The 14,972-nt window shown below is 68.5% G+C and carries 12 protein-coding genes, 1 tRNA gene and 1 pseudogene; 9 read left to right on the top strand and 5 right to left on the bottom strand.

The genetic code is table 11. The features are described 5' to 3' along the window. Nucleotides 1-1,623, top strand: a 1,623-nt coding sequence (locus tag V7Q42_RS11720; protein ID WP_333824258.1) for a sodium-translocating pyrophosphatase, incomplete at its 5' end; no start/stop codon positions are given. A 193-nt stretch (nucleotides 1,624-1,816) separates the two neighbouring features. Here the strand turns inward: V7Q42_RS11720 and V7Q42_RS11715 are convergent. Together V7Q42_RS11715 and V7Q42_RS11710 are read right to left on the bottom strand one after the other, a co-directional pair. Beyond that, a complete protein-coding gene (locus V7Q42_RS11715; protein ID WP_333824257.1) occupies nucleotides 1,817-2,764 on the bottom strand; it encodes a phosphatase PAP2 family protein in 948 nt (315 codons plus the stop codon). A 404-nt stretch (nucleotides 2,765-3,168) separates the two neighbouring features. Further along, on the bottom strand, nucleotides 3,169-3,669 hold the full coding sequence (locus V7Q42_RS11710) for an outer membrane protein assembly factor BamE (protein WP_333824255.1): 501 nt from the start codon (nucleotides 3,667-3,669) through the stop codon (nucleotides 3,169-3,171). Between the two features lie 170 nt (nucleotides 3,670-3,839). Between V7Q42_RS11710 and V7Q42_RS11705 the strand changes: the two genes are divergently transcribed. From V7Q42_RS11705 to V7Q42_RS11670, 8 genes and pseudogenes are all read left to right on the top strand, one after another. Beyond that, the gene (locus V7Q42_RS11705) at nucleotides 3,840-4,433 is read left to right on the top strand and encodes a ubiquinol-cytochrome C chaperone family protein (protein ID WP_333824254.1); all 594 of its coding nucleotides are present in this window, start codon (nucleotides 3,840-3,842) and stop codon (nucleotides 4,431-4,433) included. Beyond that, nucleotides 4,430-4,981, top strand: coding sequence for a YceD family protein (locus V7Q42_RS11700; protein WP_333824253.1), 552 nt, complete (start codon nucleotides 4,430-4,432; stop codon nucleotides 4,979-4,981). The genes V7Q42_RS11705 and V7Q42_RS11700 overlap by 4 nt, the downstream gene beginning before the upstream one ends. A gap of 133 nt (nucleotides 4,982-5,114) precedes the next feature. After that, nucleotides 5,115-6,182: a phosphate acyltransferase PlsX gene (gene plsX / locus V7Q42_RS11695; protein ID WP_333824252.1), complete on the top strand. Its 1,068-nt coding sequence runs from the start codon at nucleotides 5,115-5,117 to the stop codon at nucleotides 6,180-6,182. A gap of 2 nt (nucleotides 6,183-6,184) precedes the next feature. Continuing rightward, nucleotides 6,185-7,156: a beta-ketoacyl-ACP synthase III gene (locus V7Q42_RS11690; protein WP_333824259.1), complete on the top strand. Its 972-nt coding sequence runs from the start codon at nucleotides 6,185-6,187 to the stop codon at nucleotides 7,154-7,156. A 240-nt stretch (nucleotides 7,157-7,396) separates the two neighbouring features. Then, nucleotides 7,397-7,708, top strand: coding sequence for an integration host factor subunit alpha (locus tag V7Q42_RS11685; protein ID WP_333824251.1), 312 nt, complete (start codon nucleotides 7,397-7,399; stop codon nucleotides 7,706-7,708). Nucleotides 7,709-7,746: 38 nt separating this feature from the next. Continuing rightward, a pseudogene (locus V7Q42_RS11680) lies at nucleotides 7,747-7,990 on the top strand (MerR family transcriptional regulator); the annotation flags it as partial. A gap of 897 nt (nucleotides 7,991-8,887) precedes the next feature. Continuing rightward, nucleotides 8,888-8,964 (top strand) — tRNA-Pro (locus tag V7Q42_RS11675). 554 nt (nucleotides 8,965-9,518) lie between these two features. Further along, complete coding sequence (locus tag V7Q42_RS11670; RefSeq protein ID WP_333824250.1) at nucleotides 9,519-11,135, top strand: OmpA family protein; 1,617 nt, start codon at nucleotides 9,519-9,521, stop codon at nucleotides 11,133-11,135. Nucleotides 11,136-11,313: 178 nt separating this feature from the next. On the opposite strand, the gene choV is transcribed toward V7Q42_RS11670, so the two are convergent. The 3 genes from choV to V7Q42_RS11655 all read right to left on the bottom strand — a co-directional run bounded on the left by choV (nucleotide 11,314) and on the right by V7Q42_RS11655 (nucleotide 14,437). After that, complete coding sequence (choV, locus tag V7Q42_RS11665; protein ID WP_333824249.1) at nucleotides 11,314-12,531, bottom strand: choline ABC transporter ATP-binding protein; 1,218 nt, start codon at nucleotides 12,529-12,531, stop codon at nucleotides 11,314-11,316. Further along, entirely contained in the window at nucleotides 12,528-13,379 is an 852-nt protein-coding gene (choW, locus tag V7Q42_RS11660) for a choline ABC transporter permease subunit (RefSeq protein ID WP_333824248.1), read from the bottom strand. The genes choV and choW overlap by 4 nt, the downstream gene beginning before the upstream one ends. 116 nt (nucleotides 13,380-13,495) lie before the next feature. Beyond that, on the bottom strand, nucleotides 13,496-14,437 hold the full coding sequence (locus tag V7Q42_RS11655) for a choline ABC transporter substrate-binding protein (protein ID WP_333824247.1): 942 nt from the start codon (nucleotides 14,435-14,437) through the stop codon (nucleotides 13,496-13,498). Nucleotides 14,438-14,972: the final 535 nt, after the last annotated feature.

Raw genomic sequence — 14,972 nt, 5'->3', positions numbered from 1 at the left:
TCGATCTTCGCCCGTCTCGGCGGCGGCATCTTCACCAAGGGTGCGGACGTCGGCGCCGACCTCGTCGGCAAGGTCGAGGCCGGTATCCCCGAGGACGATCCGCGCAACCCGGCCACCATCGCCGACAACGTCGGCGACAACGTCGGCGACTGCGCCGGTATGGCCGCCGACCTGTTCGAGACCTATGCGGTGACCGTCGTCGCCACCATGGTTCTCGCCGCGATCTTCTTCGCCACCGCCCCGTCGCTGGCCGCCACCATGCTCTACCCGCTGATGATCGGCGCGGTCTGCATCGTGACCTCGATCATCGGCACCTTCTTCGTCAAGCTCGGCTCGAACAATTCGATCATGGGCGCCCTCTACAAGGGCCTCATCGTCACCGGCCTGCTGTCGATCGTCGGCCTCGCCATCGCCAACCAGTTCACCGTCGGCTGGGGTGAGATCGGCGTCGTCGCCGGTCAGGTCGTCACCGGCAAGGCGCTGTTCGTCTCGGGCATCATCGGTCTGGTCGTCACCGGCCTGATCGTCTGGATCACCGAGTACTACACCGGCACCGGAAAGCGCCCGGTGGTCTCCATCGCTCAGGCGTCGGTCACCGGTCACGGCACCAACGTCATCCAGGGCCTCGCCGTCTCGCTCGAGTCGACCGCGGCGCCCGCGATCGTCATCGTCGCCGGCATCATCTCCACCTACCAGCTGGCCGGCCTCTACGGCACGGCGATCGCGGTGACCACCATGCTCGGCCTCGCCGGCATGATCGTCGCTCTCGACGCCTTCGGCCCGGTGACCGACAACGCCGGCGGCATCGCCGAGATGGCGGGCCTGCCCAAGGAGGTGCGTCAGACCACCGACGCGCTCGACGCGGTCGGCAACACCACCAAGGCGGTGACCAAGGGCTACGCCATCGGTTCTGCCGGTCTCGGCGCGCTGGTGCTGTTCGCGGCCTACGCCAACGACCTCCAGCACTTCGCCGCCAACGGCGACAAGTACCCCTACTTCAAGGGCATGGGTCAGGTCTCCTTCGACCTCTCCAACCCCTATGTCGTCGCCGGTCTGATCTTCGGCGGCCTCATCCCCTACCTGTTCGGTGGCGTCGCCATGACCGCCGTCGGCCGTGCCGCCGGTTCGGTGGTGGAAGAGGTCCGTCGCCAGTTCAAGGAGAAGCCGGGCATCATGGAAGGCACCGATCGTCCCGACTACGGTCGTGCGGTCGACATGCTGACCAAGGCCGCCATCCGCGAGATGATCATCCCGTCGATGCTGCCGGTGCTCGCTCCTGTCGTCGCCTACTTCGGCGTGCTCGCCGTGTCCGGCTCCAAGGCCTCGGCCTTCGCCGCGCTCGGCGCCTCGCTGCTCGGCGTCATCGTCAACGGCATCTTCGTCGCGGTCTCCATGACCTCCGGCGGCGGCGCCTGGGACAACGCCAAGAAGTCTTTCGAAGACGGCTTCGTCGACAAGGACGGCGTCAAGCACCTCAAGGGCTCCGAAGCCCACAAGGCGTCGGTCACCGGTGACACCGTCGGCGATCCCTACAAGGACACCGCCGGCCCGGCGGTCAACCCGGCGATCAAGATCACCAACATCGTTGCCCTGCTGCTGCTGGCGATCCTCGCTCACGGCTGAGCCGACGCGAGGAGGCGAAGGCGGGACCGTCCCGCCTCCGCCGGCCACGAACGAGTGGGTCGGGGCGCCGACGCCGAGAAAACGAAGAGCCCCCGCGCGACGACCTCGCGTGGGGGCTTTTCTCTTTTCGACCCTACGGCCTCGGCTCGACGGGCGGCCCCCCGAAACGTGTCCGCCTCCCGCCGCGCCGTTCTCAAGGAGCTGGCTCGAGCTCCGGTTCGACCGCGACGGAGGCCGTCGTCTCGCGGCTCTCGCACCATGCGGTGAACGCGATCGCTGCGGCGGCGAGGGCGATCCCGACCGGGAGATCGATGACGTAGTGCCACCTGCTCGCCACGGCCTCGATCAGGATGAAGACGAACACCGGGATGTAACCGATCAACAACCAACGCTCCCACTTCGCCGCGAACATCAGGAACAGGAACGCGCCGCCGGCATGGAGCGACGGCATCGCCGCCAATCCGGCGAAGAGGCCGCCCTCGGCGATGCGGGCGATATCCGCGTCGGGCGCCGCCACGAGTTGCTCCCGCAGCTGCATCATCGCCGCCTGGGCGTTCGAGGCGAGGGCGTTCATCCCGGCTTCGTAGACGAAGGGGCCTATCGCCGGCATCGCCAGATAGGCCACCGCTCCCAGTGCCTGCAGGACGAGCGCCGCCCGGAACACGGTGCGAAAATGTCGTTCCGACCGCGCCGCGTGGACGAAGAAGCTGAAGTAGAACATCGCGATGTAGGCGTGGATGTACCAGTCGTCGATCGAGGGCAGGACCGCGGCGAGGACCCTGCGCGCGGCGAAAGCGGCGTCGACCACCGGTCTTATCGCCTCCCCGCTCGCCCGGAACAGCGCGTCGTGCGTCGTCGGTTCGATCACCGGGACCCAGAGCTTGATGTTGAAATGCAGCCAGATCACCACGCCGTAGCTACCGATCGACACGACGATCGGCATGATCGACGCCAGGGGATCTCGGCGCGCCATCACCAGCGCCCAGGCGAGGGCGGCGACGGTGGGCGCGAGGTAGTGGATCCCGACGAAGGCCGCCCCGTCGGCGTGCGGGGCGATGAAGGGAAGGTCGTGGGTCGCGGAGAGGACCACGGCGACGAGAGCGAGGAATCCGGTGACGAAGAACTCGAACTGATATCTCAACGCGGCGTCCGATCGTGGCAAATTGGAAATCGAATGTCTCGACTAGAGCCGGCGCCGCATGAAAGCGGCGTAAATTTCTGGCATATTTCTGAGAAACAGTTAATCGGAGGTTGTGGTCGCTCCCGTCGCTCGAGAGAGGCGATCGGCTGTCGGCTGTCGGCTGTCGGCTGTCGGCTGTCGGCGCTCCACCCCGTCGCCCTCGCCGAAAACGAAACCGCCGCCCGAAGGGGCGGCGGCGCGAAAGTCGACGGCGACGGGGGGCGGGGTCCCGAAATCCCCATACGCCATCGGCCATTGGAGACGACCGATGGCGGTCCTGAGGCAAAATTCTCATGCTGCCGACGCAAATGAGAAATTCGCGCGCCTTCGAAGGCCGGGCGCTTCGGCGTCTCCGGTCCTCGGCCTCACTGGTTGGAGGTGAGCGGGTTCGCCGGGTTGGCCTTGAGGATCTGCGACAGCAGTCCGTAATCGGCGCCGGTGGTCTTGGTCTTGCGGCTGATGTAGTCGAACACCTTGCCGTCCTCGAGCCCGTAGTGGGCGACCTCTTTCACCTGCGCCTTCTCGTCGAAATAGACGGCGATCACCTTCTGCTCGTAGACCGCCTGGTGCAGGAAGGCGACCGAGCGCTTGGCCTTCTGGGTGATGTAGTAGAAGGCCTCGCCGCCGATGGTGGCGGTGGTGGAGGGCGAGCCGAGGATCAGCAGCACCTGCTCGCGCGAGGCGCCGACCTGGACCTGGTCGACCGCGTTGTCGGGGGCGATGTAGCCGTGCTGGTAGCTCTCGGCGCAGCCGCTCAGACCCGTCGCCGTCGCGATCGTCACCGCCAGGGCGAAGCCGCGCAGCGCGTTTCCGCCGGCTCGTCCGAGACCCGTCCCGCGCCCGGCGTTCGACTTGCGACGATCCATCACCCATCTCCTCGAGCGGCGGCCGCCTCGCGACCGTTGGTCTCGCGCTCCCGGCGTCGCCGCGGAGCCTGCTTCTTGGCTTCTTCCCTAACCTGCGCTAGGTCGGATGACAACGGCCGTGCCTCGCACGGCGAAGCTGACGGCGGGGCCGAACCCGCCACGGAGTCCCGATGATCTTCGGCCTGTTCCGCAGCGGTCCCGCGCCGTCGACCGTCGCGCTCTATTCGGCGATCGTGACGGAAGCACGGCGGACCGACTTCTATGCCGATTTCGGCGTCCCCGACACGCCGACGGCGCGCTTCGACATGGTCGTCCTCCATCTCGCCCTGGTCGTCCGCCGCCTGCGCGCCGACCCCGCTCTCGACCGCGAACTGCCCACGGAAGGGCGACGCAAGCCACAGACCCTGAGCGGCCGCGTCCAGGATCTGATCGAATATTTCTTCGAAGAGATGGACCGGGCGCTGCGCGAGATGGGCGTCGGCGACGTCGCCGTGCCGAAACGCATGAAGAAACTCGCCGCCGCCTGGAACGGCCGCATCCGCGCCTACGACGCGGCGCTGACCGCCGGCGACCGGCAGGCCCTCGCCGAGGCGCTCGCCCGCAACGTTCTCACCGAGGCGAAGGATCGCGGCGGTGCGGCGGCGCTCGCCGCCCACGTCGCCGAGGTCGACGCCGCCCTCGCCACCCACACTCTCGATCGCCTTCTCGCCGGTCGCATCGACTGGCCCGATCCGGCGCCCCACTCCCCCGGGATCACACCATGACCGACACCGAACACCCGATCCGCCGCACTCTGAGCCCCGCCGAGGTTCCGCACACCGGCACCCACGTGATCATCGAGGCCGATGCCGGCCAGCGTGCCGCGCTCGCCGAGGCCGCCGGTATCGTCTCGGTCGAGGCGCTGTCGGCCGAAGTCCTGGTCAGACCGTGGTCGGGAGAGGGCTTCGCGGTGACCGGCAAGGTCTCGGCGAAGCTCACCCAGACCTGTGTGGTGACGCTCGAACCGGTCGCCACCACCGTCGACGAGGCGATCGACGTCAAGCTCGTGCCGCCCGAGGAGATGGCGAAATACGAGGTCGCCCCCGACGAGAACGGCGAGATCGATCTCGACGCCGCGGCGCTCGACATCCCCGATCCGATCGAGGGTGGCGTCATCGACGTCGGCGCCATCGTCACCGAGCACTTCATGCTCGGCCTCGACCCCTATCCGCGCAAGCCCGGCGTGGTCTTCGACGCCGAAACGGCCGGGGCGGGCGACGGTCGCGAGAAGCTCTCGCCCTTCGCCGCACTGGCGCGATTGAAGAAGGAATGATAGGGGAGCCGACCCGAACACCTCGCGTGATGGGCCGGCGCGAACGAGGAAACGGCGACGACAGCGGTTGCGAGACCGGCGGAAAGCGGTATTGTCCCGCCTCCGTCGGCGAGGCCCGACGAACCGGATCGAGATGCCTACACCGATCATCATTTCCCTCGATGCCATGGGCGGCGACGCCGGACCGGACATGGTCGTTCCCGGCGCCGCGGTGGCGCTGGAGCGGCGGCCCGAGCTGCGCTTCGTCCTGTTCGGCGACGAGAAGCGCCTCGCGCCCCTCCTGGCCCGCCATCCCCGCCTCGCCGAGGCCGCGCGGATCGTCCACACCGACGTCGTCGTCCGCATGGACGACAAGCCGAGCCGGGCGCTGCGCGCCGGCCGCTGGAAGTCGTCGATGTGGAAGGCGATCGAGGCGGTGAAGACCGGCGAGGCCGCGGTCTGCGTCTCCGCCGGCAACACCGGCGCGCTGATGGCCATGTCGAAGTTCTGCCTGCGCACCATGGCCGGCATCGAACGCCCGGCGATCGCGGCGATCTGGCCGACCGTCGACGGCGAGTCGATCGTCCTCGACGTCGGCGCCACCATCGGCGCCGACGCCCAGCAGCTCATCGACTTCGCGGTGATGGGCGCGGCGATGGCCAAGGCCGTCTTCGGCAAGCCCCGTCCGACCGTCGGCCTGCTCAACGTCGGCGTCGAAGAGGTCAAGGGCATCGAAGAGGTCAAGATGGCCGGCCGCCTGCTCAAGGAGGCCGATCTCCCCGAACTCGCCTATTTCGGCTTCGTCGAAGGCGACGACATCGGCCGCGGCGTCGTCGACGTGGTGGTGACCGAAGGTTTCGCCGGCAACATCGCGCTGAAGACGGCGGAAGGCACGGCGAAGCAGATCGGCCAATATCTGCGCGCCGGCCTCACCCGCACCTGGCTCGCCCGCCTCGGCTATCTCCTCGCCAAGTCGGCCTTCGACCGGCTGAAGGAGAAGATGGACCCGCGGAAAGTGAACGGCGGCGTCTTCCTCGGCCTCAACGGTATCGTCATCAAGAGCCACGGCGGCACCGACGCCGAGGGCTTCGCCTCGGCCATCGAACTCGCCCACGACATGGCCAAGAACGATCTGGCGAGCGGCATCGTCCAGGGCCTGCAGCACTACCACCGAGCCGGTTTCGCGGAAGGCTCGAACGGCGACGCGCGAGGTGAACAGTGAGCATCCTTCGTACGGTCGTCCGCGGCGTCGGCTCGTATCTGCCCGCCGAGCGCCTCACCAACGCCGATCTGGCCGAGATCGTCGACACTTCGGACGAGTGGATCGTCGAACGCACCGGCATCCACGCCCGCCACCGCGCCGCGCCGGGCGAATACACCTCCGATCTCGCCGTCCACGCCGGCCGTGCCGCGCTGGCCGACGCCGGTCTGACGGGCGAGGACATCGATCTCGTGGTGGTGGCGACCGCCACCCCCGATCACACCTTCCCGGCGACCGCCGTCGAAGTGCAGAGCCGCCTCGGCATCCACCACGGCTTCGCCTACGACATCCAGGCGGTGTGCTCCGGCTTCGTCTATGCGCTGGCCACCGTCGACGCCCAACTCAAGGCCGGCATGGCCAAGCGGGCGCTGGTGATCGGCGCCGAGACCTTCTCGCGCATCCTCGACTGGACCGACCGCACCACCTGCGTGCTGTTCGGCGACGGCGCCGGCGCGCTGGTGGTCGAGGCGGTCGAGAGCGAGGGAACTTCCGCCGACCGCGGCATCCTCGCCTCGTCGCTGCGCGCCGACGGCCGCCACAAGGAGAAGCTCTGGGTCGACGGCGGCGTGTCGACCACCCAGACCGCCGGCCATCTCCGCATGGAGGGCAAGGAGGTCTTCAAGCACGCCGTGACCAATCTCGCCGACGTCATCGAGGTGCTGTTCGACAAGACCGGCCTCGGCGGCGACGACATCGACTGGTTCGTGCCGCATCAGGCCAATCGTCGCATCATCGACGCCACCGGTCGCAAGCTCGGCATCGCGCCCGAAAAGGTGGTGATGACCGTGCAGGATCACGGCAACACCTCCGCCGCCTCGATTCCGCTCGCCGTCGACGTCGCCGTCAAGGACGGCCGCATCAAGAAGGGCGACATGGTGATGCTCGAGGCCATGGGTGGTGGTTTCACCTGGGGTGCGGTGCTGTTGCGCTGGTGATCCGGCCTCGACGCCGCCTCCGCGCACCGTCGACGCCGATCATCCCCCGGATTCTCGGGGGAACCCGAGGTGTCGCGGCGCCCCCTGCGAGCGCCTCGTCGCAGTTGACCATCCGTCGGAGAGATAATAACTTTTCGTCTCGTTCGGACGGGCGCCGGAAGAAGCGCCTTTTTCGTGCGTGGTGGACCCCCATCCGAGGGGACGGCCGCGTCGACGAATTCGACAGGGAAAGGCTGAACCATGGCGGGGAAGACGATCACCCGAGCGGATCTGTGCGAAGCGGTCTACCAGAAGGTGGGACTGTCCCGGACCGAGTCGGCCGACCTCGTCGAAATGGTTCTCGGTGAGATTTCCGATTGCCTGGTGGAGGGCGAGTCGGTGAAACTCTCCTCGTTCGGGACCTTCCTCGTCCGTTCCAAGGGCGAGCGGATCGGACGCAATCCGAAGACCGGCGAAGAAGTGCCGATCTCACCGCGCCGGGTGATGGTCTTCAAGCCGTCGAACGTCTTGAAGCAGAAGATCAACGAGTCGCTGGCCGGCGACGATGGCTGATACGGGCCACGGCCGGCCGCTCCGTGAGAGCCGAGGCCGTGGACAAGAGCCCAGACGCCTTTCGCACCATCAGTGAAGCGGCGATCGACCTCGATCTGCCGCAGCACGTCCTGCGTTTCTGGGAAACACGCTTCGCCCAGATCAAGCCGCTGAAGCGCGGCGGAGGACGGCGCTACTATCGCCCCGACGACATCGACCTGCTCAAGGGCATCCGCCATCTGCTCTACGGCGAGGGCTACACCATTCGCGGTGTCCAGCGCATCCTGAAGGAGCAGGGTGTGCGCTTCGTCATGAACGTCTGGCGCGAAGGCGCGCCCCAGCCGCCGCCGTCCGGTGGCGTCGGCGCTCCGCGTCACGACGACCGTGCGGAACCGGAGTTCGAAGAGGACTTCGACGACGACATCGCCGCCGAGGCGGCCGAACCGCCGCCCGACGACGCCTATTCGCCCTATGCGCCGCATCACGTGGTTCCCGCCGGGCGGCCGCGCGAGGCGGGCGAGGCGGATTTCGCCGTGCCGATGGTGCGCCCCGACGAGGCCGAGGTGCCGCTTCACCCGCCGGTGACCACCGAATCCCGCCGCAGCGGAGACGAGGCGGCCGGCGCCGCGGCACTGGCACAGCGTTTCGCCCCTCGTTTCGCGAGCGTCGGCGAAGCCGAACCGGCGAGCGACATCGTCGACCGACCGGCTCCGACGATGTCGCGGGCCACGCCGCGGCCGATCGACGAGTCTCGAGCCGGCGGATCGGCCGAAGCCCCGCGCTCGCCGGGCGACGACCTCGCCGCTCCGCCTCGCAACGGCGGTTCGCATGGTGTGCCCGCCGCCGCCGAGGCGAAGGAAGGGGGCCGGCCCGGCCTCGGTCAGTTCCTCGATCGACTGCGGCCCGGCCACGGTCAGGGACGCGAGGCGGAGACCGCCGCCGCTCGCCCGGGCCGCTCGTTGTCGCGCGACGAGATCCGCCGTCTCCAGTCGACCTTGTTCGAACTGCTCGAGTGCAAACGCCTGCTCGATCAGGTGCGCTGAGGCGCATCGCGACGCCGATCTCGCGGCCGGCCGGCTGTCCCGGAAAGGTGTTGCGTGGGCCGGCGAAACAGTCTAAGTCGCCTCTCGTCGAGACGCGCTTCGACCGTCGGTGAACCCGACGCCGAGGCGCATTCGCCGAACGCGGGACGACCATCGACGGGCAGTAGCGCAGCCTGGTAGCGCACTTGACTGGGGGTCAAGGGGTCGGAGGTTCGAATCCTCTCTGCCCGACCAATTCGGATCGTTCCGAGCGAAGGACCGAAAGGCTTGCCTTTCGGTCCTTCGTCGTTTTCGGCGCCTTCGTCGTGTCGCCCCGTCGCGCGCCGCCGAACGGAGTGGCGTCCCGTTCGAAGCGTATGGAATATTTTCAGGGGAACCCGAGACGGATCTCGCATTCCACACGGAATCGGGATCTTCTGCCGAAGTGCGGGACTTTGCTCGACGTGAACGATCGCCGCGATCTCCGTTCAGGAGTGGTTCAGCCGGCGCGCGTTCATCTGTCACCCTCCGCGAAGCCGGCCGTCCATCGACGCGCCGAGCGAATGACGAGATCTGCGGCGAGAGTTTCGGGAGAGGCTCAAATGATGTTGAGAGCGTGGTTGTTGGCGGGTGCGATGATTCCCGCCCTGATGATCGGTGGACAGTCGGCGTCCGCCCAAGGGATGCCCGCCGCGAAGAAGTGTGTCGGCGCCCAGTGCCCGCCCCAACAGCAGGCACCCCGCCCGGCGGCTGCCCGCCCCGCGGCTCCGGCGGCGGCGCGTCCCATGGCTCCGGCTGCGGCGCGTCCCATGGCTCCGGCCCGCCCGATGGCGCCCGCGGCCGTGCGCCCCGCTGCGCCGGCGGAGGCTCGCCCCGCGGCGGTGCGCCCGGCGGCCCCCGCCGCGGCCCAGCAGCAGCAGATCCAGCAGCAGCGCCAGCAGGCGATCCAGCAGCGCCAGCAGCAGCAGCTCCAGATCCAGCAGCAGCGCCAGCAGGCGATCCAGCAGCGCCAGCAGCAGCAGCTTCAGATCCAGCAGCAGCGCCAGCAGGCGATCCAGCAGCGCCAACAGCAGCAACAGCAGTTGCTGCAGCAGCGTCCCGGCGCGCCCGGCATGCAGGGCCAGCCGGCCGTCGGCATGCAGCGTCCCGGCGCACCCGCCCTGCAGGGGCAGCCGCCCGTCGGCATGCAGCGTCCCGGCGCGCCCGGCATGCAGGGCCAGCCGGCCGTCGGCATGCAGCGTCCGGGGGCTCCCGGCATGCAGGGGCAGCCGCCCGTCGGCACGCAGCGTCCCGGCGCGCCCGGCATGCAGGGCCAGCCGGCCATCGGTATGCAGCGTCCGGGGGCTCCCGGCATGCAGGGCCAACGGCCCGGTGGGTTCCAGGGCGGCCCGCAGCCCAATCCGCCGGTCGGTTTCCAGCCGCCCCAGCAGCCGGTGCGGCGTAACGGTGGTGGCATCGGTCCGGCCGGTGCGGCGGCCATCGGCCTCGGTGTCGGTCTGGTCGGCGGCGCCATTCTGTCGAACCAGATGCGCGGCGTCTCCGAGGTCCACCAGCATCGCGAAACCTTCGTCGACGGTGGCGTGCGCTACGTCCGCGAGCCCGGCCGCGTCATCATCCGCGAGGAGGGTGCCCCGGCCTACATCCGCCACGACGAATCCGAGCGCTTCGCCATCCTCGGCTACAAGCCCCAGGTGGTGCACGAAGGCGGCTTCATCCGCTCCTATTATGATCGGCCCGACGGCGTGCGCATCATCACCGTCACCGATCCGGACGGACGCCTGGTGCGGCGCATCCGTCGCTATCCGGACGGCCGCGAGGTGATCATCATCGACAACGGCTTCCGGCCGCGCCCGACCCGCTTCGTCGATCAGGTGGTCGTCCTGCCGCCGCCGCCGCTGACGATCCCGCGCGAGCGCTACATCGTCGACGCCGAAGTCGCCGACGAGGCGACCATCTACGAGGCGCTGACCGCGCCGCCGCTGACCCGGGTCTCCCGGCGTTACAGCCTCGACGAGGTCCGCTACAGCCCCGATCTGCGGGCGCAGATGCGGTCGGTCGACGTCAACACCATCACCTTCGAAAGCGGGTCCTGGGAGGTCGGGCCGGCGCAGGTCCAGCGCCTGTCGGCGATCGCCGCGGCGATCGGCAAGGCGATCGAAGCCAATCCGGAAGAGGTGTTCCTGATCGAGGGCCACACCGACGCGGTGGGCGATGCGGACGACAACCTGTCGCTCTCCGATCGCCGCGCCCAGTCGGTCGCCGAGATCCTGTCGCGGGACTTCGGCATCCCGGCCGAGAACCTGACCACCCAGGGCTACGGCGAGACCCAGCTCCGCGTTCAGACCGAAGGCGATGCGCGCGCCAACCGGCGGGTCACCGTCCGTCGCATCACGCCGCTGATCGCCGAACAGCAGCCGCAGCAGTGATCGACCGGCATCCCGGTTCGTGAGAGCCGGGTCAAGACCCACCGATCCCGGCTCTGGAGAGCCGGGTCTCGGTCACCGGACGAAGTGACGAAAGGGCGAGCGGGTAACCGTCTCGCCCTTTCTCGTTTCCGAGAGGGAGACGGCGACGCCTTCGGAGATCGAAGCGGCCGAACCGCGATCAGCCCTGACGCCGCACCACCGCGGCGAGTACGTCGGCGACGGTGACCGCGCCGACGAACCGGTCGTCGTCGTCGAACACCGCCACCGAGGCGACGTTGCGGTGCATGGCGTACATCAGCGTCTTGAGCGGCGTCGCGGTGCGCGACCAGTAGACCTCGTTCGCATCCGCCGGCTTGGGCGCGTCCGCCTCCTCGCAGGTGACCCAGGTCGCCGGCCGGCCCTCGTGCACCACTTCGACCACCCGCCGCGCGCCGTCGAGGCGGAAGCGGGTGACGCGGCGGTCGTCGAGCCACACCCAGTCCTCGCCGTGGCGCGCGAGGTCGCGCATGTCGCGCATGACGTTGTAGGCTGTGAGCACGCTCAGCGGATTGACGTTGGCGACGAACTCGCGGACGTAGTCGTCGGCCGGCTTCAGCACGATCTCCTCCGGCGGCCCGATCTGGACGACGCGGCCGCCGTCGAGGATGGCGATGTGGTCGCCGAGCTTGAGCGCCTCGTCGAGGTCGTGACTGACGAAGACGATGGTCTTCTTCAGCTCCCTCTGCAGCGTGAGGAGCTCGTCCTGCAATTTGGTGCGGATCAGCGGATCGAGCGCCGAGAAGGGCTCGTCCATCAACAGGATGTCGGCGTCGGTGGCGAAGGCGCGGGCGAGCCCGACCCGTTGCTGCATGCCGCCGGAGAGTTCGTGGGCGAACTTGTCGGCCCATTTGTCGAGCCCGACCATGGCGAGCTTGGCGTCGACGATGGCGTCGCGCTCCGCCCTCGCCACGCCGCGCAGCTCGAGACCGAAGCCGACGTTCTCGCGCACCGTCCGCCACGGCAGCAGCGCGAATTGCTGGAAGACCATGGCGACGCGGTTCTGCCGCAGCCGCCGCAGCGTCTCCGCCGAGCAAGTCGCCACGTCGACGGTGCCGTCGCCGTCGGCGACCAGCACTTCGCCGCGGCTCACCGGATTGAGCCCGTTGACGGCGCGCAGCACGGTCGACTTGCCCGAGCCCGAGAGACCCATCAGCACGCAGATCTCGCCCGCCGCGACGGTGAGCGACACCCCGGCGGCACCGATCACCGCGCCGGTCGTCTCGAGGATCTCCTCGCGGCTGCGGCCCGCATCGAGGAGCCGCAGCGCTTCCCCCGGCCGATCGGCGAAGACGATGTCGACCCCGCGCAACTCGACGGCGGGGGAGGGGGACGCGGCGGCGGGCTCGGAAGCGGTCATGGCGTCCGCCTCCGCTTCTCCGGCAACTTGCAGACCCGATCGAGCAGGATGGCGAGGAGGACGATGGCGAGCCCGGCTTCGAAGCCCATGGCGACGTTGACCGTGTTGAGGGCGCGCACCACCGGCTTGCCGAGCCCGCCGGCGCCGACCAGTGCGGCGATCACCACCATCGACAGCGAGAGCATGATGGTCTGGTTGACGCCGGTCATGATCATCGGCATGGCTTGCGGCAGCTCGACCTTCCACAGGAGTTGTCGCCGGGTCGCGCCGAAGGCCTCACCCGCTTCTCTGAGCGGCACCGGCACCGAGGCGATGCCGAGTTGGGTGAGCCGGATCGGGGCGGGCACCGCGAAGATCACCGTCGAGATCAGCCCCGGCACCACGCCGAGGCCGAAGAGCACCAGCGTCGGGATCAGATAGACGAAGGTCGGCAGCGTCTGCATCAGGTCGAGCAACGGCCGGATGAGATCGGCGAACCACGGCCGATGCGCCGCGACGATGCCGATCGGCACGCCGACCGCGACCGAGACGAGGGTGGCGAAGCCGACCAGCGACACCGTCTCCATCGTCGCTTCCCAGTAGCCGAGATTGGCGATCATCAGGAGCGCGGCGGCGGTGTAGAGGGTGAGCGCCGGCCGGCGATGCAGCCACCACACGAAGCCGGTGAAGACGACGATCGACACCGACGCCGGCGGCTGGATCAGCAGCCACGAGAAGCCCTCGATCAAGGCGCGCAGCACCGTCGAGACCCGATCGATCACGTCGCCGAACCATACCTGGACGAAATCGATGACGAGTTTCATCCAGCGTCCGAAGGGGATCCGGAAGGCGGTGATCCACGCGTCCATCGTTCACGTCCGCAATCGTCGCATCGAGGTCGGGAGAGATGCGGCGCCGAGACGCCGCATCGCCCTCGTCGACGCGGAGAGGACGACCGGCGCGGCGGGCGCGCCGGCCCCGTCCGTCACAGCCCGAGGCTCTTCTTGACCGCGGCGAGGCCCGGCTTGCCGTCGAAGGTGGTGACGCCGTCGAGCCACGTGTCGAGCACCGCCGGATTGGCCTTCAGCCACGTCTCGGCCGCCTTGGCGCCGTCGCTCTCGCCCGCCGCGATCGTGTCCATGATCGTGCTCTCCTGAGCGAGGGTGAAGGTCATGTTCTTCAGGAGCTTGCCGACGTTGGCGCATTCGCTCGTGTAGCCGGCGCGGACGTTGGTGTAGATGGTCGCGCCGCCGAAATTCGGGCCGAAGACGTCGTCGCCGCCGGAGAGGTACTTCAGCTCGTAGTGGGTGTTCATCGGATGGGGCTCCCAGCCGAGGAACAGGACGTCGCCCTTGCCCTTGGCGGTGCGCTCGACCTGGGAGAGCATGCCCTGCTCGGAACTCTCCACCAGTTCGAAGCCGCCGAGGCCCCACTTGGCGTCCTTGATCATGTCGAGGATCAGCCGGTTGCCGTCGTTGCCCGGCTCGATGCCGTAGATCTTGGCGGCGAGCTTGTCCTTGAACTTGGGGATGTCCGCGAAGTCCTTGAGGCCGGCGTCCCAGGTCGGCTTCAGCACCGCCAGCGTGTACTTGGCGCCGGTGAGATTGACGCCCACCACCTCGACCGTCTTGTCCTCGAGATAGGGCTTCAGGTCGGCTTCCATGGTCGGCATCCAGTTGCCAAGGAAGATGTCGATCTGCTTGTTCTTCAGCGAGGCGTAGGTCACCGGCACCGACAGGATCTCCGCCTTCGGCGTGTAGCCGAGGCCCATGAGGACACGCGACGCCAGACCGGTGGTGGCGGTGATGTCGCTCCAACCGACGTCGGAGAAGCGCGGGGTCTTGCAGGCATCCGGTTCCGCCGCGAAGACGGAGGTGGTCAGGCCGAGGGCGAGACCGGCGGCGAGGACGGTACGGATGGCGATCATGGACAACTCCTCCCGATGGATCGGGATCGTTCGAGCGAGGGACGGCGCGTCGGGCGCGCTCTTGCGGCGGTCGTCGAGCCCGGAAGCTTTCGCGCCCGGCCGCATCGACGTCGCCCGTCACACGCGTCGTTCGCGCGCCTGTGAGAGGACGTCGCGCCTACCCGGGCCACGTTCCGAACCGTTCGTCAAGGAAGAACGGCCGCCCATCTCGAGTATTGAGTGATCGTTCAATTTCGCGGGTTTCGGGTCGTTTTCGCGTTCGAGAGCACGAAGTCGGCGAAAAACGCTGAGCCGCCGGAGCAAAGCGCGAGCGGATGCCGGAAGGATGCGAAGGCTCGGTGTCGTGTGCGGTCGAGCGTCACTCTTGAGCGAAAAAGCCAAACCGAACAGACGACTCGAGTCGTCGGCGGAATCGAACTCGCAATCCCCGCGACCTCGGTTGAATCGTTGCTCGAAGTCGAAGCGCCTTCGCGCCCGGGCTCGGCGATCGCAGCCGCCGTGACTTCGTTCCGCCGAGTGAAGCCCCCGGAGCTCG

The organism is Pinisolibacter sp. (assembly GCF_036782435.1).
In the GTDB taxonomy this organism is placed as follows: domain Bacteria; phylum Pseudomonadota; class Alphaproteobacteria; order Rhizobiales; family Ancalomicrobiaceae; genus CALBKH01.
This window is presented reverse-complemented; position numbering and strand designations above follow the sequence as displayed.